This window comes from Rathayibacter sp. AY1A4 (assembly GCF_002930955.1).
Lineage (GTDB): Bacteria > Actinomycetota > Actinomycetes > Actinomycetales > Microbacteriaceae > Rathayibacter.
Window position 1 is genome coordinate 184,442 of record NZ_PSTN01000002.1, and the last position, 23,416, is coordinate 207,857.

Sequence of the window (23,416 nt, forward strand, 5' to 3'; positions counted from 1 at the left end):
GGAGGTGCCGGGACGTGATGCCGCGGACCGGAAGGGGCGCGGGCCCCTCTCCGATCCGCGGCACCGTGGTCACGCTGCGCAGAAGGAGGGCAGCAGGTCCGCGGCGGTGCCGGCGGGGCACGGGTCGAACGCGAAGACGACCCAGGTGCCGAGCGCGATCAGCGCGACGACGGCGACGAGGATGCCGCCCTTGAAGGCCTTGGCCAGCAGGGGCGAGGTCGCGTAGTCGTTGACCAGCGTGCGCATGCCGTTGCCGCCGTGGATCAGCGCGAGCCACAGCATGAGGACGTCCCACCACTGCCAGAACGGGTTCGCCAGCTTGCCGCCGACGAAGCCGAAGTCGATGGCCTTGATGCCGTCGCCCAGCAGCAGGTTGTAGATGAGGTGCCCGAAGATCAGGACGATCAGCACGACGCCGGAGGCGCGCATGTAGATCCAGCCCCACTTCTCCCAGTTGGTGCCGGAGGAGCGGGTCGGGGTGTGCGGGGTCCGCGGTGCGGCGACGGTGCTCAATGCGCACCCCCCTCGCTGAAGACGTTGATCAGGTGGCGCGGCGCGAAGCCGAGCATCAGCACGACCCAGAGGCCCATGACGACCCAGAAGAGGACGCGCTGGTTGCGGGTCGCCCAGCTCCAGAAGTCGACCAGGATGATCCGCAGGCCGTTCAGCGCGTGGAACGCGATGGCGCCCACGAGCCCGGTCTCGCCGAGTCCCATGATCGGGTTCTTGTACGTGCCGATGACCGCGTTGTACGCCTCGGGGCTCACGGCGATGAGAGCGGAGTCGAGGACGTGGACGAGGAGGAAGAAGAAGATGGCGACACCGGTGATCCGGTGGAGCACCCACGACCACATGCCTTCGCGACCGCGGTACAGGGTGCCGGCCGGACGCCGGATCTTCCCCTGCTTCCGGGGTGCGAGGGTTTGAGCAGCTTGAACTGACACGAACAACCCTCCCTGGTTGTGCTCCGACGGCCTGACCTTTTCCCACGTCGCGTGGACGGGGACGGGGCGGGGAGCGACGAGAAACTCGCCCTCCGATTCTAAGCGCGCTCGCAGGCGGGCGCGGCTTAGGCGAGCCTTAGCTGCGGGGCAGGGCGAGGGCGGGTGCCCCCGCGGTCGCGTAGTGCGCGAGGAGCTCGTCGGTGAGTGCGCTCCAGGTGCGGTGGAGCACGCGGCGGCGGCCCGCCTCGCCGAGCCGGGCGCGCAGTGCGGGATCGCGGACCAGGCGCTCCACCTGCCGGCGGAGGTCGGAGTCGCTCTCGGGCGCGTAGAGCAGGCCGTCCACGCCGTGCTCGATGAGGTCGGTGGGGCCGCCCGCGTGCGGCGCGACCACCGCGGTGCCGGACGCCTGCGCCTCCTGCACCGTCTGGCCGAACGTCTCCTCCGTTCCGGTGTGCACGAAGACGTCGAGCGCGGCGAAGACCGCCGGCAGCCGGTCGCCGTCGAGCCGGCCGAGCATCCGCGCCGCCGGGCCGAGGGCGGCGGCGACCCGGGCGGAGGAGGGGCCGTAGCCGCCCACGACCAGCTCCGCGTGCGGGAGGGAGGCGAGTGCCGCCATCCGCTCCACTCTCTTCTCGGGGGAGAGGCGCCCGATGTAGCCGACGAGCGCGTCGTCGGCGCCGAGTCCGGCCCGGACGGCCTGCGCGTAGGGGGAGGAGCGGCGGCGCGGGTGGAAGCGCTCGCTCTGCACGCCGCGGCCCCACAGCGCGGTGCGCTCGATGCCGGCGGCGGCGAGGTCGTCGAGGGCGCTGGTGGAGGGGGCGAGGGTCAGGTCCGCCCCGGCGTGGATCTGGCGGATCACCCGCCAGGCGAGGGCGCGGGCGCCGCGGATGCCGTAGCGGGCCGCGAATCGCGCGACGTCCGTCTGGTAGATCGCGACACTCGGCACCCCGAGCCGGCAGGCCGAGGCGATGGCGCGGGCGCCGAGGAGGAAGGGCGAGGCGACGTGCACCACGTCGGGCTCGAAGTCGGCCAGCTCCCGGGTGAGGGCGAGCGTGGGGATCCCGACCGGGAAGTCGCGGTAGGCGATCGCCGGGTGCTCCACGACGCGGTGGCCCGCGTAGTGGCCCGGCGCCCCCGCGGCCGGGCAGACGACGAGCGCCTCGATCCCGCGCTCCGCGAACTCGTCGAGCACCCGCAGGACGCTCGTGGTCACGCCGTTCAACGACGGCAGGAAGCTCTCGGTGACGACCGCGACTCTCACGCCCCGGACGCTACGGCGGCGGGATGAACGGCGGCGCGCGCCCGGGTGAACGGACGGTCGCGCTCGGGCTCCCTTGTATCCTGCGGACATGACATCACCTGAGACCGATGGCCGCGCCCCGCTCGACCGCTTCTACAGCGTGATCCCCGCCGGCGGGATCGGCTCGAGGCTGTGGCCGCTCTCCCGGGCCGACGCCCCGAAGTTCCTGCACGATCTGACGGGGTCGGGACAGACCCTCCTCCGCGACACCTGGGACCGCCTCGCGCCCATCTCGGGCGCCGACCGGATCATGGTCGTGACCGGGCGCGCGCACCGCGCCGCCGTCGAGGAGCAGCTCGAGAGCCTCGAGGACCTCAACGTCGTCCTCGAGAGCGAGCCGCGCGACTCGTCCGCCGCGATCGGCCTGGCCGCCGCCATCCTCGAGCGCCGCCAGCCGGGCGTGATCATCGGCTCGTTCGCCGCCGACCACGTCATCAGCGGTCAGCAGCTGTTCCACGACGCGGTCGCCGAGGCCGTCGTCGCGGCGGACGCGGGCTACATCGCGACCATCGGCATCACGCCGACCGAGCCTGCCGTGGGCTTCGGCTACATCCGCACGGGGAAGCACCTCGGGATCGACGGGGCGACGCACACGCTCGCCGTCGACTCCTTCGTCGAGAAGCCCGACGCCGACACCGCGCGCGCCTATCTCTCCAGTGGTCAGTACCTCTGGAATGCGGGCATGTTCATCGCCCGCGCCGACCGCCTCCTCGAGGAGCTCGGCCGCGCCAAGCCGAAGCTGCTCGCCGGACTGCTCGAGCTCGCCGCCGCGTGGGACACCCCGGAGCGCGGCGCGGTCGTCGACCGCATCTGGCCGGGCCTGGAGAAGATCGCGATCGACTACTCCGTCGCCGAGCCGGCCGCGGCCGCGGGCAAGCTGGCCGTCGTGCCCGGCCACTTCTCCTGGGACGACGTGGGCGACTTCGCCTCGATCGCGAAGCTGCACTCGAGCGGACTCCGCTCGGACCTCGCCATCCTCGGCGAGGACGCGCGTGTTCTGGCCGACTCCGCGACGGGCATCGTCGTCAGCGGCGGCAACCGCACCATCGCCCTCATCGGAGTGAAGGACATCGTCGTCGTGGACACCCCCGATGCGCTCCTGGTGACCACGACCGAGAACGCCCAGAAGGTCAAGGGCGTCGTCGACGCCCTGCGCCTCTCCGGCCGCACCGACGTCCTCTAGCCCTCCGTCACACCCGGCGAAGCGCGGCCCTCCCCTCGGAGGCGCCGCGCTTCGCCGTTCCGCCCCTCGCCTCTTGCGCGTGCGGAGGTCCCGATCCGCCGTTCGCGCGGCCACTCGACCACCCTCGATGAGGGCCTCGGCGGTCGCCCTGGGTGCTGGTGGCTGGGTCTCGATATGCCGCTTCCGCGGCAACTCGACCACCATGGAGGAGCATCGCGTCGAGCCCGATCGCGCGCAGCGCGGAGTTCCTCCGAACGCCTTCGACATCCGGCAGCAGGGGAGAGGGCCGCGAGCCGGAATCGCGTGCCAGCGATTCAGGCCAGCCCGACGCGACCCGCTCTGCGGAACGCACCCGTCGCGAAGCCGACCGCGCCGAGCCGCTCCGCGGCTCGGAATCGAGCCCAGCCGACCGCGCCGAGCCGCTCCGCGGCTCGGAATCGAGCCCAGCCGACCGCACCCCGCGACACGCTCCGCGTGTCGCGAATATCAACACTGTGTAACGCTTCCTGAGGTCTACCGTCCGGGCGGCTGAGCGGCTTGTCACATTGGGTAACGTGTGGGAATCGACGCCCTGCTGCGCTCGTCGCGCGGGGCCGCATTCCTGGAGGACGACATCTTGACTATCACCTCGCGTAAGGCCGCGTTCGGCGGTCTCGCCGCCCTCGGCGTCACCGCGCTTCTCGCCGGTTGCGCCTCCGCCCCCGAGGAGAGCGGCTCCAGCGCCGCCGCCGGTGGCGACTTCCTGCCCTGCATGGTCTCCGACGCGGGCGGGTTCGACGACAAGTCGTTCAACGAGCTCGGCTACAACGGCCTCGTGAAGGCCTCGGAGGACCTCGGTGTCACGCCGAAGACCGTCACCTCGGAGTCCGAGACGGACTACGCCCCGAACCTGACCAGCCTCGTCGACCAGGGCTGCAACCTGATCATCACCGTCGGCTTCGCGCTGGCCGAGGCCACGTCGGCCGCGGCCGAGGCGAACACGGACATCGACTTCGCGATCATCGACGACGCGTCGATCGACCTGCCGAACGTCAAGCCGATCACCTTCGACACCTCGCAGGCGGCGTTCCTCGCCGGCTACACGGCCGCGTCGTACTCCAAGACCGGCGTCGTCGGCACCTACGGCGGCCAGCAGTTCCCGACCGTCACGATCTTCATGGACGGCTACGCCGACGGCGTGAAGTACTACAACGAGCAGAAGGGGAAGGACGTCAAGGTCGTCGGCTGGGACGTCGACGCGCAGACCGGCTCCTTCACCGGCGGCTTCGCGGCGGGCGTCGAGGCCAAGTCGGCCGCGCAGTCGCTGATCGACCAGAACGCGGACGTCATCCTCCCCGTCGGCGGTCCGATCTTCCAGTCGGCGATCGAGGCGATCCGCGACTCCGGCAAGGACATCGCGATGGTCGGCGTGGACGCGGACCTGTACGAGACCTACCCCGACGGCGCCGACCTGTACCTGACCTCGATCCTCAAGGGCATCGAGGCCGGCACGACCGACGTCACCAGCTCGGCCGGAGCCGACGACTTCGACCCCACTCCCTTCGTGGGCACCCTCGAGAACGACGGAGTCGGCATCGCGCCGTTCCACGACTTCGAGTCGAAGGTCTCGGGCGACCTGCAGGGCGAGCTCGACACCATCAAGGCGGGCATCATCGACGGCTCCATCACCGTCACCTCCCCGTCCGCTCCCGCGGCGTCCTAGCCGCTTCCTCGAAGAGGCCGGCGGGCCCGAGCACACCTCGGGCCCGCCGGCCTCTTCGTCGGTCCGGCGGGCGGATCGGCTCCGCTGCGTCCCTTGATCCCGGCCGACGGCGCATCGTGGCGCGAACCGAAAGTTAGATTGGTCCCATGAAGCTCGAACTGCGTGGCATCACGAAGCGCTTCGGCGCGCTCGTGGCCAACGACCACATCGATCTCACCGTCGAACCCGGCGAGATCCACTGCCTCCTCGGCGAGAACGGCGCGGGCAAGTCGACGCTCATGAACGTGCTCTACGGCCTGTACCAGGCCGAGGAGGGGGAGATCCTGCTGGACGACGCGGTCCAGCACTTCTCCGGTCCGGGTGACGCCATGAAGGCGGGCATCGGGATGGTCCACCAGCACTTCATGCTCGTCCCCGTGTTCACCGTCGCCGAGAACGTCATGCTGGGCCACGAGGAGACGAAGGCCGGCGGGCGCCTGGACCTCGCCGCCGCGCGCGCCCGGGTGCGCGAGATCTCGGACCGCTTCGGCTTCGACGTGGATCCCGACGCCCTGGTCGAGGACCTCCCCGTCGGCGTGCAGCAGCGGGTCGAGATCATCAAGGCCCTCTCCCGGGACGCCCGGGTGCTCGTGTTCGACGAGCCGACCGCGGTGCTGACCCCGCAGGAGACCGACGAGCTGATCGCGATCATGCGCCAGCTGCGCGCGGCCGGGACCGCCATCGTCTTCATCACGCACAAGCTCCGCGAGGTGCGCGAGGTCGGAGACCGCATCACGGTCATCCGCCTCGGCAGAGTCGTGGGGGAGGCGTCGCCGACGGCGAGCAACGCCGAGCTCGCCTCGCTGATGGTGGGCCGCGCCGTCGAGCTGACGGTGCAGAAGGAGCAGGCGGTGCCGGGCGACGAGGCCCTCGTCGTCTCGAACCTCACCGTGCGCGACGCCAACGGCCAGGCCGTCGTCGACGACGTCTCCTTCGAGGTCCGCCGCGGCGAGATCCTCGCGATCGCGGGCGTGCAGGGCAACGGCCAGACCGAGCTCACCGAGGCGATCATGGGCCTGCAGGAGCGGGTCGAGGGTTCGGTGACCCTGGACGGGCGCCGCCTCGACGGGCTGTCCGTGCGCCGCGTCCTCGAGTCGGGGGTCGGCTTCGTCCCCGAGGACCGCACCGAGGACGGTCTGGTCGCCGAGTTCACGATCGCCGAGAACCTCATGCTCGACCGCAGCGACCGCGGTCCGTTCGTGAAGGGACTGGGCCTGCGGCTGAAGGAGCTCGAGCGCTTCGCCGAGGAGCGGGTGCGCGAGTTCGACGTGCGCGCCCAGGGGATCGGCACCCACGTCGGCCGCCTCTCCGGAGGCAACCAGCAGAAGGTGGTGCTCGCGCGCGAGCTCAGCCGGGAGCTGCGGCTGTTCATCGCGGCGCAGCCCACCCGCGGCATCGACGTCGGCTCCATCGAGTTCGTCCACAAGCGCATCGTCGAGACGCGCGACACCGGGGTCCCCGTGATCGTGGTGTCGACGGAGCTCGACGAGGTCGCGGCGCTCGCCGACCGCATCGCGGTCATGTACAAGGGCGGGATCATCGGCATCGTCCCCGCCGACACGCCCCGCGAGGTCCTGGGGCTCATGATGGCCGGGCAGACGCCCGCCGAGAAGGGAGCGGCGGCGTGAGCGACGCGCAACTGCCCGCGGTCGATCCCGACGCGGAGACCGAGAAGGCGTCCGGGCTCGAGCCCGGCCAGAAGCCGGATCAGGAGGTGCGCCCCGGCCCGCTCGAGAGCGGTGCCTCGCGTGTCCTGCGCGAGATCCTCTCCGGCACCGCGCTGATGTCGGTGCTCGCCGTGCTGCTCTCCCTCATCGCGGGCGGCGTGCTGATCGCCGCGACCGACAAGGACGTCCAGGCGGCGTCGGGCTACTTCTTCGCCCGGCCGCTCGACACCCTGCAGGCGATCTGGCAGTCCGTCTCCGGTGCCTACTCCTCGCTCTTCCAGGGCTCGGTCTACAACTTCCGCCGCGAGGGCTTCGCCAACGGCATCAAGCCGCTGACGGACACCCTGGCCTTCGCGACTCCGCTGATCGCCGGCGGGCTCGGAGTGGCGCTGGCCTTCCGCGTCGGCCTGTTCAACATCGGCGGCCGCGGCCAGATGCTGATCGCCGCCGCCTGCGCGGGCTGGGTCGGCTTCTCCTTCGACCTCCCGTGGGGCGTGCACCTGATCGTCGCGCTCGCCGCCGGAATCCTGGGCGGCGCGCTCTGGGGCGGACTCGTGGGACTGCTCAAGGCCCGCACCGGCGCGCACGAGGTGATCCTCACGATCATGCTCAACTACGTCGCGTTCTACCTGATCTCCTACCTCCTGCGGACGCCCGGCGCGCTGCAGGCGCCCGGCTCGAACAACCCGAAGTCGCCCGGGATGAAGGAGACCGCGGTCTTCCCGGCGCTCCTCGGCCCCGGATACTCGCTCACGCTCGGCTTCGTCTTCGCGGTCCTCGCGACCGTGTTCGTCTGGTGGCTCCTGAACCGCTCGACGATCGGCTTCAAGTTCCGCGCGGTGGGGGAGAACCCGCACGCGGCACGGGTCGCGGGCATCGACGTGAAGAACAGCTACGTGTACGCGATGCTGCTCTCCGGCGGCCTGCTCGGCCTCGCCGGCAGCGCCCAGGTGATGGGGACGGTCACGACCGGCTTCACCTCGGGGATCGACGCGGGCATCGGCTTCGACGCGATCACGGTCGCGCTGCTGGGCCGCTCCCGACCCTGGGGCGTGTTCTTCGCCGGCATCCTCTTCGGCGCCTTCAAGGCGGGCGGCTACTCGATGCAGGCCGCCGAGGGCGTGCCGATCGACGTGGTCCTCGTCGTCCAGTCGCTGATCGTCCTCTTCATCGCCGCACCGCCGCTGGTGCGCGCGATCTTCCGCCTCCCGACGCCCGGGGCCGCCCCGAAGCGCCGCACCCGCCGCACCTCGGAGGTGTCCGCATGAGCACCGCCGTCGCCACCGCCCCCGACCGCGTCGTGATCCGCAGCTGGAAGGCGCCGATCGCGTTCGGAGTCTTCGCGCTGCTCGCCGTCGTCCTCTTCGTGGCACTCGGCCGCGACGGGACGAGCTCGTTCCGCCTCGCCGCGGGGACCGACTTCTTCGCGCTGCCGGACATCCCGTTCCCGACGCGGGGGACGGGAGTGGTCGTCGCGATCCTCCTGGTCGGCCTGGCCGTCGCCTCGGCCGCGCTCACCCGCGCCGGCCGCCGGATCCCGCTCTGGCTCTCGGCGGTCTTCGCCCTGGTCTTCCTGATCGGGTTCCTCGTCTGGGCGTCGGCCGGTGCCGCGCTGCCCGTCTCGGGACTGCTGCTCGGGACCGTCGGGCTGGCCACTCCGCTGATCTTCGGCTCGCTCGGCGGCGTCATCTCGGAGCGGGTCGGAGTCGTCAATGTCGCGATCGAGGGGCAGCTGCTCGCCGGCGCCTTCACCGCGGCGATGGTCGGCTCCCTCACCCGCCAGCCGGTGCTCGGCCTGCTCGCGGCGATGGTCGCGAGCGTCCTGGTGTCGTTCGTGCTGGCCGCCTTCGCGATCAAGTACCTGGTCGACCAGGTGATCGTCGGAGTCGTGCTGAACGTGCTGGTGACCGGCCTGACGAGCTTCCTCTACTCCCAGGTCCTCTCCGCCGACGCGTCGACGTTCAACTCGCCGGTGAAGTTCGACCGCCTCCCGATCCCGGTGCTCAGCCAGGTGCCTATCGTGGGCGCCGTCTTGTTCAACCAGACGGTGATCGTCTACCTGATGTACTTCGCGATCTTCGCGGTGTGGTGGGGCCTGTTCAAGACCAAGTGGGGCCTCCGCCTGCGCGCCGTCGGCGAGCACCCTCAGGCCGCGGACACCGTGGGCATCGATGTCGCCCGCACGCGCTTCTGGAACGTCTCCCTCGCCGGGGCGATCGCCGGAGTCGGCGGCGCGTACTACACGCTCGACGCGGTCGGCGCGTTCGGCAAGGAGATGACCGCGGGTGCGGGCTTCATCGCCCTGGCCGCCGTCATCTTCGGCCGCTGGGACCCGATCAAGGCGACGCTCGCGTCGCTGCTGTTCGGCTTCGCGACCAACCTGCAGAACGTGCTCGGCGTCATCGGCTCGCCCGTGCCCAGCGAGTTCATGCTGATGCTGCCGTACGTCGTGACGATCTTCGCGGTGGCCGGTCTCGTCGGCCAGTCCCGCGGACCGGCCGCCGCCGGCAAGCCGTACCTGAAGTCCTGAGAGGAGCCGTCGTGACCGACATCGACTGGGAGGCGCTGCGCGAGGCCGCCCTCGAGGCCATGAGCCACGCCTACGTCCCGTACTCGAAGTTCCCCGTCGGGGTCGCCGCGCTCGTGGACGACGGCCGGACGATCTCGGGCTGCAACGTCGAGAACGCCTCCTACGGGCTCACGCTCTGCGCCGAGTGCGCGCTGGTGTCCTCTCTGCACATGACGGGCGGCGGCCGGCTCGTCGCCTTCACCTGCGTCGACGGGAAGGGCGGCGTCCTGATGCCCTGCGGGCGCTGCCGCCAGCTGCTCTTCGAGCACTCGGCCGAGGGCATGCTCCTCCAGACCGTGTCGGGCGTGAAGACGATCGACGAGGTCATCCCCGACGCCTTCGGCCCGCGCACGCTCGAGGCCTACGCCGCCTCCTAGCGCCGCCGTCACCGCTCCCACTCCCGAACCGAGGACTCCGCATGACCCGCACCACCCGCGTCGAGGACTTCGACGCCGTCGACATCATCCGCACCAAGCGCGACCGCGGCACGCTCTCGACCGCGCAGATCGACTGGCTGATCGACGCCTACACCCGCGGCTACGTCGCCGACGAGCAGATGGCGGCCTTCGCGATGGCGGTCCTGCTGAACGGGATGGAGCGCGACGAGATCCGCGACCTCACCCTGGCGATGATCGCCAGCGGCGAGCGCATGCGCTTCGACGGACTCGGCAAGCGCACGGTCGACAAGCACTCCACGGGCGGGGTCGGCGACAAGATCACGCTGCCGCTGATGCCGCTGGTCGCCTCCTTCGGCGTGGCGGTGCCCCAGCTCTCGGGACGCGGGCTCGGCCACACGGGCGGAACGCTCGACAAGCTGGAGTCGATCCAGGGCTGGCGGGCCGACCTCGGCAACGAGGAGATGCTGGAGCAGCTGCGGACGGTCGGCGGCGTGATCTGCGCCGCGGGCTCGGGCCTGGCCCCCGCCGACAAGAAGCTCTACGCGCTCCGGGACATCACCGGGACCGTCGAGGCGATCCCGCTGATCGCGTCCTCGATCATGTCGAAGAAGATCGCCGAGGGGACCGACGCCCTGGTGCTCGACGTGAAGTTCGGCTCCGGCGCGTTCATGGTCGACATCGAGCGCTCGCGGGAGCTGGCGCGGGCGATGGTCGACCTCGGCAACGACGCGGGGGTGCGGACCACCGCGCTGCTGACCAACATGAACGTGCCGCTCGGTCTGGCCATCGGCAACGCGAACGAGGTGCGGGAGTCGGTCGAGGTGCTCGCCGGCGGCGGCCCCTCGGACGTCCGGGAGCTGACGCTGGCCCTGGCCCGCGAGATGCTGGCCCTCGCCGGGCAGCCGGACGCGGATGTCGAGCGCGCCCTCGACGGCGGCGCGGCGATGGACACCTGGCGCGCGGTCATCCGCGCTCAGGGAGGGGATCCGGATGCGGCGCTTCCCGAGGCCCGCGAGACCCACGTCGTGGTCGCCGAGCGCGACGGCGTCCTGGTGGAGCAGCAGGCGCTGCCGTTCGGCATCGCCGCCTGGCGCCTGGGCGCCGGACGCGCCCGCCAGGCCGACGCGGTGCAGCACGCGGCGGGGATCGACCTGCACGCGAAGCCGGGCGACCGAGTCCGCGCGGGCCGGCCCCTGATCACCCTCTCGGCAGACGAGCCGGAGCGCTTCGCCCGGGCGCTCGAGGCGCTCGACGGTGCCTTCCGGATCGGCGACGAGGGCGACGAGGTGCTCGACGGCGGCCCCCTCGTGGCGGAGCGCGTCTCCTAGCCCCGCGCCGCCCGGCACGGAGGAGGCGCCGCCCGGCGAGCCGCTTCCGCCGACCCTCTAGGGTGGTCGGCGAACCACCGCCGACCTGCGAGGAGCACCGTGACCGATCAGACCGAGGAGTACCTCCTCCCGGGCGAGGGCGTCCTCATCGACGAGCTCCCCAAGGTGTCGCTGCACGACCACCTCGACGGAGGCCTGCGGCCCGGGACGGTCCTCGAGATCGCCCGCGAGACGGGCGTGCCGCTCCCGGCCGAGGAGCCGGACGCGCTCGCCGAGTGGTTCCGTGCCACGGCCGACTCCGGCTCCCTCACCGACTACATCGCCACCTTCGAGACGACGGTCGCCGTGATGCAGACCGCGCCGGCGCTCGAGCGCGTGGCCCGCGAGTTCGTGCTCGACCTCGCCGCCGACGGAGTCGTGCACGGCGAGGTGCGCTGGGCGCCGGAGCAGCACCAGCGCGCCGGGCTCTCGCTCGACGCGGCTGTCCAGGCGGTCCAGGAGGGGCTGCAGCAGGGCGTGCAGGAGGCGGCGGCGCAGGGACACCGCATCCGCGTCGGCCAGCTGATCACCGCGATGCGGCACGCCGACCGCTCGCTCGAGGTCGCCGAGCTGGCGCTGCGCCACCGCGAGCGCGGTGCGATCGGCTTCGACATCGCCGGAGCCGAGGCGGGCTTCCCCGCCTCGCGGCACCGTCCCGCCTTCGAGCTGCTCGCGGCGGCGCACTTCCCGACCACGGTGCACGCGGGGGAGGCGGACGGCCTCGACAGCATCCGCTCGGCCCTGCTCGACGGCCGCGCGCTGCGCCTGGGTCACGGGGTCCGGATCGCGGAGGACATCCGCATCGAGCGCCAGGACGACGACGCGAGCTACGTGACCCTCGGCGAGCTCTCGGAGTGGGTGAAGGACCGCGAGATCGCCCTCGAGCTCAGCCCCTCCTCCAACCTGCAGACCGGCGCCGTCGCGGCGTGGGGTGCCGAGCTCGCCGAGCACCCCTTCGACCTGCTCTACCAGCTGGGCTTCCGCGTCACGGTGAACACCGACAACCGCCTGATGAGCGCGACGACCCTCAGCCGCGAGCTCGCCCTCCTGTCCGACGCGTTCGGGTACGACCTCGACGACTTCGAGGCCTTCCAGCTGAACGCGGCTCACGCCGCCTTCCTGCCGCTCGACGAGCGCCGCGAGCTCGTCGAGACGATCAGCGCCGGCTTCGAGGCGGCCTGACGGTGCCGCTCGACGCGCTCCCCGAGGAGGCGGTGGCCCTCCGCCACTCCGCAGGATCCTGGCGGGAGGCGGTCCTCGAGGCGGGCCGTGCGCTCGAGCGGACCGGCGCGGTGGACGCCGCCTACTCCCGGCGCATGGTCGAGCAGGTCGACGTGCTCGGGCCGTACATCGTCATCGCGCCCGGGCTCGCCCTCGCGCACGCCCGGCCCGGCAACGACGTCCTCGCGGACGGCCTCTCCGTCGTCACGCTGGCCGAGCCCGTCGCCTTCGGCCACAGCACCAACGACCCGGTGTCGGTCGTCATCGGGATCGCCGCCACCCAGGCGCACGGACACGTCGGCTTCGTCTCCGGGCTCGCCGACGTGCTCAGCCGTCCGGACGCGGTCGGCGCCCTCGCCGCCGCCCGCACCGTCCGCAGCATCAACGCCGTCCTCACCGACAGCACCCCGCACCACCCGCACCACGGAAGAAGCGCATGAAGATCGTCACCCTCTGCGGCGCCGGAATCGGCACCTCCGCCATCCTCAAGCTCGGCGCCGAGCGCGCCCTCGAGACCCTCGACCTCGAGGCCGAGGTGATCGCCTCCGACCTGGCCTCCGTCGACGCGCTCGCCGCCGACGCGCAGGTCATCCTCACCTCCGGCGAGCTCGTCGACCGAATCGGCCGCACCTTCGCCGAGGTCGTCGTCATCGACAACTACCTCGACCAGAACGAGATCACGGAGAAGATCGAGCGAGCGCTGGGCTGAGTCCGTTTCTGAGCCGCTCCCTGCGCGGCTCAGCGCGGTCGGCCTCCCGACGGGGCGCGTTCCGCAGAGCGTATTCCGTCGGGCTGCCTCGAATCGCTGGCACGCGCGGTGCTCGACTCTGAGCCGCTCCCTGCGCGGCTCAGCGCGGTCGGCCTCCCGACGGGGCGCGTTCTCAAGAGCGGGTCGCGTCGGGCTGCCTCGAATCGCTGGCACGCGATTCTCGGACGCGCCCTCCACCTTGCGGGGAGAGGGCGCCCCTGCCCCTGCTGGTCGAGTGGCCGCGGAGCGGCGTGCCGAGAGCCGGGTTCCCGCGCGGACGGCTGCTCGGGTCTTGGGGGGTCAGCGGGCGGCGAGCTGCTCGAGGACGGTGCCGATCAGGCGGCGGGCGCGGGCGGGGGAGAGGCGGGCGGGCTGCTCGGCCGCGCGGGAGACCGCGATGCCGTCGAGGACCGCGAGGAGCAGCGCGGCGTCGTCGGCGCCGAACGACGCCGCGGGATGCGCGGCGCGCAGCAGCTCCAGGACGACGTCCTCCGTGCGCGACCAGCCGGCGGTGTGGATCGCGCGGATCTCCGGATCGGTGCCGGCGCGGGAGGCGAAGGCGGTCCACACGATCGCGTCGGGCACGTCCTCGTCCGCGACGCACGCGATCTCGTCGCAGAAGACGCGCAGCCGCACCTCGGCCGAGGATTCGGCCTCCAGGCGGCTCCGCATCCGCTCGCGGAAGCGCTCCTCGACCCGGGCCATCGCGCCGGCCAGCAGCGCCTGCTTCGTCGGGAAGTGGTGCTGGACGGCCCCCACCGAGACGCCGGCCTCGGCCGCGACGGTGCGGATGCTGAGGTGCTCCGCCCCGCGGGTCGAGAGGACGGCGACGACCGCCGAGAGGATGTCGCTCCTGCTCTCGCGCCGATCCGGCATGGCGTCCCTCTCGTTCGACTGCTCGAGCAGGCTACGCTCTCGGACATGACCAATACGACCGTATTGCCGCCCCGTGCCGGAGCCGGCCGCCGCATCGCGACCCTGGACGTCGTCCGCGGTGTCGCGATCATCGGGACCTTCGGCACGAACATCTGGATCTTCTCCCACCCCTGGGGGATGCTCGGACTGCTCTCCGTCCCGGTGACGCCGGAGACCTCCTCCTCCGCCGGGACTGCGCAGCTCCTGCTGATGGCGCTGGCGCAGGGCAAGTTCCTCGCCCTCCTCTCCCTCGCCTTCGGGGTGGGCCTCGCGATCCAGCACGCGTCCGCGGTCCGGCGCGGGACGCGCTGGCCGGGCCGCTACCTCTGGCGCGCGACGCTCCTCCTCCTGGACGGCGCGGTCAACTACGTGCTGATCGCGGAGTTCGACGTCCTCATGGGATACGCCGTCACCGGAGCGGTCGTCGCCTGGCTGCTGCTCACCCGGCCGACGACGCAGCGCCGCGTGATCCTCGTCTGCGGCGCTCTGCACGTCGTCCTGATCTCGGCGCTCGTGGCGCTCGTGGCGGCGAGCCCGGACGGTGCCGGACAGGGGCCGACCGGCCGGAGCCCCTACGCGGACGCGTCGTTCCTCGGCCTCGCCCTCTTCCGGCTGCAGAACGCGGGCGTCTTCCGTGCGGAGCCGGTGCTCATCGGGCTCCTCAGCCTCGCGATGTTCCTCCTCGGCGCGCGCCTCCATCGGGCGGGGGTCCTCGCCGCCGAGGGCGCGTCACTCCGCCGTCGCCTGATGGTCCTCGGCGCCCTCGCCCTCCCCGTCGACCTCGCGCTGGGCATCGGGGGGAGCGCCGCCGGTCTGCTCGCCGAGCGCTACCTCGTCGCGCCCCTGGTCGGGCTCGGCCTGCTCGCGGCCCTCGCCGAGGCCTGCCTCCGCCGGGGCGCCGAGGGCTGGGCGGCACGCCGGGCGCGGGAGGTCGGCCGGGTCGCCCTGAGCGCCTACCTCCTGCAGAACCTGCTCGGCGGCGCCCTCTTCTACGGCTGGGGACTCGGGCTGGCGGTGACCGCCGCGCAGTGGCGCGTCCCGGCGACCGTCGGAGCGTTCCTGCTCATCGCGGCGGTCGTCGTGCTCGCGGCGCACCTGTGGCTGCGCCGGTTCGAGCTCGGTCCGGTGGAGTGGCTCTGGAAGCGGGGCGAGCGGATCGGTGTCCGCGCGCCCCGCTGACCGGAGGGGGACCTACGCGAGGAGCTCCGCGGCGCCGGTGCGCAGGGCGGCGAGGCGGGACGAGACGGCCGACCGGCGGGCGTCGGCGTCGGAGTCGTGCGACCAGGCGTCGAGGTAGAGCTTGACCTTCGGCTCCGTGCCGCTCGGGCGCGCGATGAGACGGGCACCGTCCAGGGAGAAGCGGAGCGCGTCGGTCGGAGGCAGCGCGCCGCCCTCGGCGAGCAGGTCCTCGCTCCGCTCGACGGCGAGCCCGCCGATCGCGGTCGGAGGCGTCGCGCGCAGTCCGGCCATGATCCGGCCGATCTCGGAGAGGTCGGTGACGCGGAGCGAGATCTGCTCCGATCCGAAGAGCCCGAACCGCTCGGCGAACGACTCCAGCTCGTCGTCGATCGTGCGCTCCTCGGCGGCGAGCCCGCTCGCGAGGGAGAGGAAGGCGAGCGCGGCCGAGACGCCGTCCTTGTCGCGGACCGTCCCGGGGTTCACCAGGTAGCCGAGCGCCTCCTCGTAGCCGAAGACGAGGTCGGGGACGCGCGAGATCCACTTGAAGCCCGTGAGCGTCTCGGCGAAGTCGAGGCCGTAGTCGGCCGCCACAGCACCGAGGGCGGGGGAGGAGACGATCGAGCAGGCGAGCGCTCCTCCGGTGCGGCCCTCGCGGCGGGCCTGCTCGGCGGCGCGCCAGCCGAGCAGCGCTCCGACCTCGTTGCCGGTGAGGCGCCGGAAGCCCTCCGGGGCGGAGGCGTCGGGCACGGCGGCGGCGAAGCGGTCGGCGTCCGGGTCGTTCGCCACGATCAGCTGCGCGCGACCGGAGCGCGCGGTCGAGAAGGCGAGGTCGAGGGCGCCCGCCTCCTCCGGGTTCGGGAACGCGACCGTGGGGAACGCCGCGTCGGGCTCGATCTGCTCGACCACGACGGCCGGCTCGTCGAATCCCGCCGCGGAGAGCACCCGGTGCGCCGTCTCCCAGCCGACCCCGTGCATCGCCGTGTAGACGACGCGCAGCGGAGCGGACTGGCGGCCGACGGAGGCCGTCGCCTCGATGTAGGCGGCGACCACGGACTCGTCCGCGAGCCGGTACTCGCCGCGCGGCAGCTCCGGAACGCGCCGGTCCCGCGCGACCGCGAGGATCCGCTCGGCGATCTCGGAGTCGACCGGCGGCACGATCTGCGAGCCCTCGTCGGCGCCGCCGAGGTACACCTTGTAGCCGTTGTCCTGCGGCGGGTTGTGGCTCGCCGTGACCATCACTCCGGCGTCGGCGCCGAGGTGGCGCACGGCGAAGGCCAGCACGGGGGTGGGCAGGAGCCGGGGCAGCAGCACCGCGTCCACGCCGGCGCCCGCCATCAGCGCGGCGGAGTCCTCGGCGAAGACGCGCGAGTTCTTCCGACCGTCGTAGCCGATCACGACCACGGGCCGCTGGACGCCCTGCGCCAGCAGGAAGTCGGCCAGGCCGACGGCGGCCTGCGAGACCAGCACGCGGTTCATCCGGTTGGATCCCGCCGCGATGGCGCCGCGCAGGCCCGCGGTGCCGAACGCCAGGCGGGCGCCGAAGCGGTCCTCGAGCTCGGCGCGGGCGGAGGCGTCCCCCGAGTCGGAGGCGGTCAGCAGGCCGACCAGCTCCTCCCGCGTCTCCGGGTCGGGGTCCTGGGCGAGCCAGGCCTCGGCGAGCTCCCGGACGTCGGCGCTCACAGGGCGCCCGTGATCCCGGCGAGCAGGCGGGCGAGGTCGTCCTCGGCGTCGCGGCCGGCCTCGAGCACCTCCTCGTGGCTGAGGGGGGTCTTCTGGATGCCGGCGGCGAGGTTCGTGATGAGCGACATGCCCAGCACCTCCATGCCCGCCTCGCGCGCGGCGATGGCCTCGAGGGCGGTCGACATGCCGACGATGTGGCCGCCGATGATCTTCGCCATCTGCACCTCGGCCGGGCTCTCGTAGTGCGGCCCGCGGAACTGCACGTACACGCCCTCGTCCAGCTCAGGACGCGTCCCCCGGGCGAGGTCGCGCAGGCGCGAGGAGTAGAGGTCGGTGAGGTCGACGAACGTCGCGCCCTCGAGCGGCGAGTCGGCGGTGAGGTTGATGTGGTCGCTGATCAGCACGGGGGTCCCGGGCGTCCAGTGCTCCTTGATGCCGCCCGCGCCGTTGGTGAGGATCATCACCGTCGCGCCCGTCGCGGCGGCGGTGCGGACGCTGTGCGCGACGCGGCGCACGCCGTAGCCCTCGTAGTAGTGGGTGCGGGCGCCGATGATCAGCGCGCGCCTGCCGGTGGGGAGCAGGACGGAGCGCAGGGTGCCGCCGTGCCCGTGCACGGCCGGCTTGGAGAAGCCGAGGATCTCGGTGGCCTCCACCGTCGCGGTCGTCTCGCCGATCGCGTCGGCGGCCTTGCCCCAGCCGCTGCCGAGGGTGAGGGCGATGTCGTGCTTCTCGACCCCTGTCGCCTCGGCGATCTGAGCGGCCGCGCGGGCCGCGATCTCGAAGGGATCGGCGTCGGGGGCGTCGAGGGGGTGCAGGGTCTGGTCGGACATCCTCCCACCCTACCGACGGGCTGCGCGGCGGCGGAGGGCGACTCCCGCGGCCGATCCGACACCCCGCGATTGGGCGAACACTCAGTGAGAGAGGACAATGGGAAGCATGGCTTACGAGTTCGAGCGCGCGCAGAGGATCGCTGTACTCGGAGGGGGGCCGGGCGGCTACGAAGCCGCCATCGCGGGAGCGCAGCTCGGCGCCGAGGTCACCCTGGTCGAGCGGGTCGGAGTGGGCGGCTCGGCCGTCATCACCGACGTCGTCCCGTCGAAGTCGCTCATCGCGACGGCGGAGGCCACCAACGCCATCGGCGAGGCCGCCGACCTGGGCGTGCAGTTCTTCACCCGCTCGGAGCAGAACAAGCCGGTGCGCCCGGACGTGGCGGTCAACCTGGCGACGGTGAACAAGCGCCTGCTCGGGCTCGCGCGCCAGCAGTCCGAGGACATGCGCGCGAACCTGGTGCACCACGGCGTGCGCATCGTCCAGGGGGACGGGCGCCTGGACGGCTCGAACGCCTTGATCGTCTCCACGGCGGCCGGCGGCGAGGGCATGGACTTCGACCGCATCGAGGCGGACACGATCGTGGTCTCGGTGGGCGCCAGCCCCCGTGTGCTCCCGACCGCGGCTCCCGACGGCGAGCGCATCCTCAGCTGGACCCAGCTCTACAACCTCAAGTCCGTCCCCGAGCACCTGATCGTGGTGGGCTCCGGCGTGACCGGCGCGGAGTTCGCCTCCGCCTACCGTGCGCTCGGCGCCCGCGTGACCCTCATCTCCTCCCGCGACCAGGTGCTGCCCGGCGAGGACGCCGACGCGGCCGCCGTGATCGAGAACGTCTTCAAGCGCAACGGCATGCTCGTGCTCTCGAAGTCGCGCGCCGACCGCGTCGAGCGGACCGAGAAGGGCGTGCAGGCCGTGCTCTCGGACGGACGCGTCGTCGAGGGCTCGCACTGCCTGATGGCCGTCGGCTCCGTGCCGAACACGGCGGGCATCGGCCTCGAGGACGCGGGGGTGCAGCTGACGGAGTCGGGGCACATCCGCGTCAACCGCGTCGCCCGCACCAGCGTCCCCTCGATCTACGCGGCCGGGGACTGCACCACGTTCCTCCCGCTCGCCTCCGTCGCCGCCATGCAGGGCCGCACCGGAGTGTTCCACGCCATGGGCGACGCCGTGAACCCGACCGAGGTGCGCAACGTCGCGGCGAACATCTTCACGCAGCCCGAGATCGCGACCGTCGGGTGGAGCCAGCGCGAGATCGAGGAGGGCATCGCGCAGGGCGAGATCTACAAGCTCCCGCTCGCCGCGAACCCGCGGGCGAAGATGATGGGCATCCGCGACGGCTTCGTGAAGCTGTTCGCGCGCACCGGCTCCGGCACCGTCATCGGAGGCGTCATCGTCGCTCCGAAGGCGAGCGAGCTGATCTTCCCGCTCGCCCTCGCCGTGGAGCACCGCCTGACCGTCGACCAGGTCGCGCGGGCCTTCACCGTCTACCCGAGCCTCACCGGCTCGATCTCGGACGCCGCGCGCGCCATGCACATCGTCACCTGACGCGCCCCTCCGCCGGGCCGCGCGGGGTGCGGCCCTTCATCGGCAGAGCGCGTGACCGGGAATCGCGTGCGAAGCGATTCACGGCAGCGCGACGCGACCCGCTCTGCGGTGCCCCTCACGTCGAGGAGCCGACCGCGCCGGGCCGCGCGGGGAGCGGCCTTTCATCGGCAGAGCGCGCGACCGGGAATCGCGTGCGAAGCGATTGACGGCAGCGCGATGCGACCCGCTCGGCGGTACCCCTCACGTCGAGGAGCCGACCGCGCCGGACCGCGCGGGGAGCGGCCCGGAACGGGCTCAGACGATCTGAAGGAGCACGTGTCCCGCGGGGACGGTCGCTCCGGCCGTCGCGTCGAGGCCCTTCACGACGCCGTCCTTGTGGGCGGTGAGCGGCTGCTCCATCTTCATCGCCTCGAGGACGACGACCAGGTCGCCGGTGACGACCGTGTCGCCCTCGGCGACGGCGACCTTGACGATGGTGGCCTGCATGGGCGAGGCGACGGAGTCGCCCGTGACGGTGCTGACGGAGGAGGAGCCGCGGCGCTTCGGGGAGGCGGCAGCGGCCCCGCGGGCGGGTCCCGAGCCGACCAGGTCGCCGGGGAGCGTGACCTCGACGCGGCGCCCGTCGACCTCGACGACCACGTTCCGGCGGGCCGCCGGCTCGTCGGTCGCTCCGGGCTCGCCGCTCCAGGCCGGGATGGTGTTCTCGAACTCGGTCTCGATCCAGCGGGTGTAAATCGTGAAGGGCGCGCCGCCCTCGGGGGCGAAGGCCGGGTCCTCGACGATCGCGCGGTGGAAGGGGAGGACGGTCGGCAGCCCGGTGACCTCGAACTCGGCGAGGGCGCGGCGCGAGCGCTCCAGCGCCTGCTCGCGGCTGTCGCCGGTGACGATCAGCTTCGCGAGGAGCGAGTCGAAGGAGCCGGAGATCACGTCCCCGGCGACGACGCCGGAGTCGACGCGGACGCCGGGTCCGCCGGGGGCCTTGAAGACGTGCACCGGGCCCGGAGCGGGGAGGAAGCCGCGGCCCGCGTCCTCGCCGTTGATGCGGAACTCGAAGGAGTGGCCGCGGGGCGCCGGGTCGTCGTAGTCGAGCACGCCGCCCTCGGCGAGGCGGAACTGCTCGCGCACGAGGTCGATGCCGGTGATCTCCTCCGACACGGGGTGCTCGACCTGGAGGCGGGTGTTCACCTCGAGGAAGGACACCGTGCCGTCCTTGCCGATCAGGAACTCGCAGGTCCCGGCGCCGAGGTAGCCGACCTCCTGCAGGATCGCCTTCGAGGCGCGGTAGAGCTCGGTGTTCTGCGCGTCCGTCAGGAACGGCGCGGGCGCCTCCTCGACGAGCTTCTGGTGGCGGCGCTGGAGGGAGCAGTCGCGGGTGGAGACCACGACGACGTTGCCGTGCGCGTCGGCCAGGCACTGGGTCTCGACGTGGCGCGGCTGGTCGAGGTACTTCTCGACGAAGCACTCGCCGCGGCCGAAGGCGGCGACGGCCTCGCGCGTGGCGGAGGCGAACAGCTCCTCGACCTCGTCGCGCTCGCGGGCGACCTTGAGGCCGCGACCGCCGCCGCCGAAGGCCGCCTTGATCGCGACGGGGAGGCCGTACTGGTCCACGAACTCGAGCACCTCGGCGGCGCCGGAGACGGGGTTGAGGGTTCCCGGGGCGAGCGGCGCGCCGACCTTCTCGGCGACATGGCGGGCCGAGACCTTGTCGCCGAGGCGCTCGATGGCCTCGGGGCCGGGGCCGATCCAGATCAGGCCGGCGTCGATGACGGCGCGGGCGAAGTCGGCGTTCTCGGCGAGGAAGCCGTAGCCGGGGTGCACGGCGTCGGCACCGGAGCGGCGGGCCACCGAGAGCAGCTTGTCGATGACGAGGTAGGTCTCGGCGCTGGTCGTCCCGCCGAGGGCGTAGGCCTCGTCGGCGAGGCGGCTGTGCACGGCGTCGCGGTCCTGGTCGGCGTAGACGGCCACGGAGGCGATCCCGCTGTCGCGGGCGGCGCGGATGACTCGGACGGCGATCTCGCCCCGGTTGGCGACGAGCACCTTCGTAATCTTCGGCATGGTCCCCAACCCTAGGGGGCGGCTCCGCCCGGCCCGGCGCGGCTCACCACAAAGAAGCGGAGGGCCTTCGTCGGTTCCTCACAAGGGCGGGACGGGCCTCAGCGGTTCCAGAGCGCGGTCCAGTCGACGCCGAGGCTCCGCACCAGAGTGCGGAGGGTCGGCACCGACATCCCGATCACCGTCGAGGGGTCGCCCTCGATCGCGGTGATGAAGCCGGCGCCGCGGCCGTCGATGGTGAAGGCGCCGGCCACCTCGAGGGGCTCGCCGGTGGCGACGTAGGCGTCGATCTCGGCGTCGTCGATGTCGTCGGCGAACGTGACGGCGGCGGAGGTGACCGCTCCGGCCTCGGCGACGATCCTCCCGCCGCGGTGGTCGACGAGCCAGTGGCCGGAGTAGAGGCGGCCGGTGCGACCGCGCTGGGCGCGCCAGCGCTCCCGGGCCCGCTCCGGCTCGTGCGGCTTGCCGTGGACGACCCCGTCGAGGACGAACGCGGAGTCGCCGCCGAGCACCAGACCGTCGATGTCCGGGCGCAGGACGGCGTGCGCCTTGGCGCGGGCGAGCAGCGAGACGGTGGCGTCCGCGTCCAGTGCCGCGCCCCGCTCCTGCTCGGCCCGGGCGACGGCCGCGGGCTCGTCCACCTCGGAGGGGACGACGACGGGCTCGATCCCGGAGGCCCGCAGCAGCGCGAGGCGCGCGGGGGAGGTGGAGGCGAGGTAGAGGCGCACGAGGGCTCCCTGCGGCCGGGCCCACGCTGTGGGATGCTCGACGGATGGCACAGACCCCGTCCCGAGCATCCGCCCGCCCCGACGGGGCCGACGACGCACTCGGGACCGAGATCGAGCTCGACATTAGCAACGTCGCCCACGGCGGCGTGTTCGTCGCCCGGCACGAGGGCCGCGTCGTCTTCGTCCCGGACGTCCTCCCCGGCGAGCGCGTGCGGGCGCGGATCAGCGAGGTCCGGCACGACAGCTTCTGGCGTGCCGAGGCGCTCGAGGTGCTCGAGGCGTCCGAGCACCGGGTGGAGCACGTCTGGCCCGAGGCCGCCCTCGACCGCCGCCCGGAGGAGCGCGTCGGCGGCGCCGAGCTCGGCCACGCCGACCTGGCCTACCAGCGCGAGCTGAAGCGCCTCGTGCTCGTCGACTCCTTCTCCCGCTTCGCCCGTCGCGAGGTCGAGGTGGAGGTCTCGCCGATCGGCGGGGACGACGCGTCCGGCGGCCTCGGCTGGCGCACGCGGAACCGCCTCCACGTCGACGACGACGGACGGGTCGGCCCCTACGCGGCACGCAGCCACCACGTCGTCACCGTGGAGTCGCTGCCCCTCGCGACCGCCGACTCCTCCCTGGCCGCACCGCTCGGCGAGCGCCTCGCTCCCGGCTCGGTGGTCGACCTCGTCGACGCGGCCGGGTCCGAGGGGGCCGCGGTGCTCGTGCACGACCCCTCCGACAAGCGCGCCCGCCGCGACCGCACGGTGGTGAGCGAGTTCGTCGCCGACCGCACCTTCCGGGTCGACCGCACCGGCTTCTGGCAGGTGCACCGCGGAGCCGCCGCCGCGCTCTTCGAGGCCGTGCAGGCCGCCGTCGACGCGGATGCGGCGGACCCGTCGGCCGCCAACCACGACCTCTACGGCGGGGTGGGCCTGCTCGCCGCGGCGCTGGCCGACCGCCTCGGCGCCGGAGTGCGCGTGACCAGCGTCGAGAGCGACTCCCGCGCCACCGAGCACGCGCTCGAGAACCTGGCCGACCAGGTCGGCGCCCGCGCGGTGACCGCCCGCGTCGACCGCTACCTCCGCGACGTCGTCGCCCAGGCCGATGCGCGCGAGCGGGCGCGGTGGCGCGCGGCGACCGTGGTCCTCGACCCGCCGCGCTCGGGCGCCGGCCGAGCGGTCACCGACGCTCTGGCGGAGCTGCGGCCGGCGCAGCTCGTCTACGTCGCCTGCGACCCGGTCGCGCTCGCCCGCGACGTGGGCGCCCTGACCGGGGCCGGCTACGAGCTGGAGCGCCTCGAGGGCTTCGACCTCTTCCCGCACACCTCCCACGTGGAGGCCGTTGCGCGACTGGTCCGCCGAGAGGACTGACC

General features: G+C 72.7%; 21 protein-coding genes. 13 read left to right on the forward strand and 8 right to left on the reverse strand.

Annotated elements, in window-relative coordinates; genetic code table 11:
- Positions 1 to 69 precede the first annotated feature (69 nt).
- From C5B92_RS02475 to C5B92_RS02485, 3 genes are all read right to left on the reverse strand, one after another.
- Positions 70 to 513, reverse strand: coding sequence for a succinate dehydrogenase hydrophobic membrane anchor subunit (locus C5B92_RS02475; protein WP_104223187.1), 444 nt, complete (start codon positions 511 to 513; stop codon positions 70 to 72).
- Entirely contained in the window at positions 510 to 944 is a 435-nt protein-coding gene (gene sdhC, locus C5B92_RS02480) for a succinate dehydrogenase, cytochrome b556 subunit (protein ID WP_374952907.1), read from the reverse strand. The genes C5B92_RS02475 and sdhC overlap by 4 nt, the downstream gene beginning before the upstream one ends.
- Positions 945 to 1,080: 136 nt before the next feature.
- Positions 1,081 to 2,205 carry a glycosyltransferase family 1 protein gene (locus C5B92_RS02485; protein WP_181028716.1) on the reverse strand — a complete coding sequence of 375 codons (1,125 nt, stop codon included), beginning with the start codon at positions 2,203 to 2,205 and terminating at the stop codon, positions 1,081 to 1,083.
- An 88-nt stretch (positions 2,206 to 2,293) separates the two neighbouring features.
- Between C5B92_RS02485 and C5B92_RS02490 the strand changes: the two genes are divergently transcribed.
- From C5B92_RS02490 to C5B92_RS02535, 10 genes are all read left to right on the forward strand, one after another.
- Positions 2,294 to 3,427: a mannose-1-phosphate guanylyltransferase gene (locus C5B92_RS02490; protein WP_104223184.1), complete on the forward strand. Its 1,134-nt coding sequence runs from the start codon at positions 2,294 to 2,296 to the stop codon at positions 3,425 to 3,427.
- 616 nt (positions 3,428 to 4,043) lie between these two features.
- Positions 4,044 to 5,129: a BMP family protein gene (locus C5B92_RS02495; protein ID WP_104232890.1), complete on the forward strand. Its 1,086-nt coding sequence runs from the start codon at positions 4,044 to 4,046 to the stop codon at positions 5,127 to 5,129.
- Between the two features lie 146 nt (positions 5,130 to 5,275).
- The gene (locus C5B92_RS02500; protein ID WP_104223182.1) at positions 5,276 to 6,796 is read left to right on the forward strand and encodes an ABC transporter ATP-binding protein; all 1,521 of its coding nucleotides are present in this window, start codon (positions 5,276 to 5,278) and stop codon (positions 6,794 to 6,796) included.
- Complete coding sequence (locus C5B92_RS02505) at positions 6,793 to 8,103, forward strand: ABC transporter permease (protein WP_219812597.1); 1,311 nt, start codon at positions 6,793 to 6,795, stop codon at positions 8,101 to 8,103. Before C5B92_RS02500 ends, C5B92_RS02505 begins: the two co-directional genes overlap by 4 nt.
- Positions 8,100 to 9,365 (forward strand): ABC transporter permease, encoded by a 1,266-nt coding sequence (locus C5B92_RS02510; protein ID WP_104255401.1) that lies wholly within the window; start codon positions 8,100 to 8,102, stop codon positions 9,363 to 9,365. The genes C5B92_RS02505 and C5B92_RS02510 overlap by 4 nt, the downstream gene beginning before the upstream one ends.
- 11 nt (positions 9,366 to 9,376) lie before the next feature.
- A complete protein-coding gene (locus C5B92_RS02515; RefSeq protein ID WP_104223180.1) occupies positions 9,377 to 9,781 on the forward strand; it encodes a cytidine deaminase in 405 nt (134 codons plus the stop codon).
- 41 nt (positions 9,782 to 9,822) lie between these two features.
- Positions 9,823 to 11,130 carry a thymidine phosphorylase gene (locus C5B92_RS02520; RefSeq protein ID WP_104350032.1) on the forward strand — a complete coding sequence of 436 codons (1,308 nt, stop codon included), beginning with the start codon at positions 9,823 to 9,825 and terminating at the stop codon, positions 11,128 to 11,130.
- Positions 11,131 to 11,229: 99 nt separating this feature from the next.
- Positions 11,230 to 12,351 (forward strand): adenosine deaminase, encoded by a 1,122-nt coding sequence (locus tag C5B92_RS02525; protein ID WP_104350033.1) that lies wholly within the window; start codon positions 11,230 to 11,232, stop codon positions 12,349 to 12,351.
- Between the two features lie 2 nt (positions 12,352 to 12,353).
- Positions 12,354 to 12,830 (forward strand): PTS sugar transporter subunit IIA, encoded by a 477-nt coding sequence (locus C5B92_RS02530; protein ID WP_104255398.1) that lies wholly within the window; start codon positions 12,354 to 12,356, stop codon positions 12,828 to 12,830.
- Positions 12,827 to 13,099, forward strand: a complete 273-nt coding sequence (locus C5B92_RS02535; RefSeq protein WP_104226416.1) for a PTS sugar transporter subunit IIB — start codon at positions 12,827 to 12,829, stop codon at positions 13,097 to 13,099. The genes C5B92_RS02530 and C5B92_RS02535 overlap by 4 nt, the downstream gene beginning before the upstream one ends.
- 339 nt (positions 13,100 to 13,438) lie before the next feature.
- On the opposite strand, the gene C5B92_RS02540 is transcribed toward C5B92_RS02535, so the two are convergent.
- Positions 13,439 to 14,014 (reverse strand): TetR/AcrR family transcriptional regulator, encoded by a 576-nt coding sequence (locus tag C5B92_RS02540; protein WP_104350034.1) that lies wholly within the window; start codon positions 14,012 to 14,014, stop codon positions 13,439 to 13,441.
- Between the two features lie 45 nt (positions 14,015 to 14,059).
- Between C5B92_RS02540 and C5B92_RS02545 the strand changes: the two genes are divergently transcribed.
- Positions 14,060 to 15,232, forward strand: coding sequence for a DUF418 domain-containing protein (locus C5B92_RS02545; protein ID WP_104350035.1), 1,173 nt, complete (start codon positions 14,060 to 14,062; stop codon positions 15,230 to 15,232).
- Between the two features lie 12 nt (positions 15,233 to 15,244).
- Here C5B92_RS02545 and C5B92_RS02550 read toward each other — a convergent pair whose 3' ends face one another.
- The gene (locus C5B92_RS02550; protein WP_104350036.1) at positions 15,245 to 16,912 is read right to left on the reverse strand and encodes a phospho-sugar mutase; all 1,668 of its coding nucleotides are present in this window, start codon (positions 16,910 to 16,912) and stop codon (positions 15,245 to 15,247) included.
- Positions 16,909 to 17,742 (reverse strand): purine-nucleoside phosphorylase, encoded by an 834-nt coding sequence (locus C5B92_RS02555; RefSeq protein ID WP_104238027.1) that lies wholly within the window; start codon positions 17,740 to 17,742, stop codon positions 16,909 to 16,911. Before C5B92_RS02555 ends, C5B92_RS02550 begins: the two co-directional genes overlap by 4 nt.
- Before the next feature lie 106 nt (positions 17,743 to 17,848).
- Between C5B92_RS02555 and C5B92_RS02560 the strand changes: the two genes are divergently transcribed.
- Positions 17,849 to 19,285, forward strand: a complete 1,437-nt coding sequence (locus tag C5B92_RS02560) for an NAD(P)H-quinone dehydrogenase (protein WP_104350037.1) — start codon at positions 17,849 to 17,851, stop codon at positions 19,283 to 19,285.
- A gap of 294 nt (positions 19,286 to 19,579) precedes the next feature.
- On the opposite strand, the gene C5B92_RS02565 is transcribed toward C5B92_RS02560, so the two are convergent.
- Both C5B92_RS02565 and C5B92_RS02570 read right to left on the reverse strand, forming a co-directional pair.
- Positions 19,580 to 21,340: a biotin carboxylase N-terminal domain-containing protein gene (locus tag C5B92_RS02565; protein WP_104223170.1), complete on the reverse strand. Its 1,761-nt coding sequence runs from the start codon at positions 21,338 to 21,340 to the stop codon at positions 19,580 to 19,582.
- A gap of 98 nt (positions 21,341 to 21,438) precedes the next feature.
- Positions 21,439 to 22,065, reverse strand: coding sequence for a nucleoside triphosphate pyrophosphatase (locus C5B92_RS02570; protein ID WP_181028717.1), 627 nt, complete (start codon positions 22,063 to 22,065; stop codon positions 21,439 to 21,441).
- A gap of 44 nt (positions 22,066 to 22,109) precedes the next feature.
- Between C5B92_RS02570 and C5B92_RS02575 the strand changes: the two genes are divergently transcribed.
- Positions 22,110 to 23,414, forward strand: a complete 1,305-nt coding sequence (locus C5B92_RS02575; RefSeq protein ID WP_146079247.1) for a class I SAM-dependent RNA methyltransferase — start codon at positions 22,110 to 22,112, stop codon at positions 23,412 to 23,414.
- Positions 23,415 to 23,416 lie beyond the last annotated feature (2 nt).